This window comes from Micrococcus sp. GbtcB5, from assembly GCF_019091605.1.
GTDB lineage: Bacteria > Actinomycetota > Actinomycetes > Actinomycetales > Micrococcaceae > Micrococcus > Micrococcus luteus.
This window is the reverse complement of record NZ_JAGXJK010000678.1, coordinates 1-219: the sequence shown is the minus strand read 5'-3', so window position 1 is coordinate 219 and position 219 is coordinate 1. Positions and strand designations below refer to the sequence as shown.

Here is a 219-nt window from a genome sequence, read left to right as displayed (position 1 = left end):
CCCACTCATGACTCACGCTAATGCACCCCTGACTCCCACCGGCCGTCTCAGGATGGTCCACCGCCACCTGCACGACGGCATCCCGCAAGCCCATGTCGCCGCCGAGTTCCGGGTGAGCCGGCCCACGGTGGCCACCTGGGTGGCCCGCTACCGCGCCCAGGGAGAAGCCGGCCTTCAGGACCTGCCCAGCCGGCCGCACCGTTCACCTGCCCAGCTCGA

1 protein-coding gene is annotated in these 219 nt (G+C 70.8%); it reads left to right on the top strand.

All coding sequences use genetic code 11. The annotated features are described in order from the left end of the window. Positions 1–7: 7 nt before the first annotated feature. The coding region (locus tag KVS67_RS13940; protein ID WP_036313657.1) for a leucine zipper domain-containing protein at positions 8–219 on the top strand (212 nt) is incomplete at its 3' end.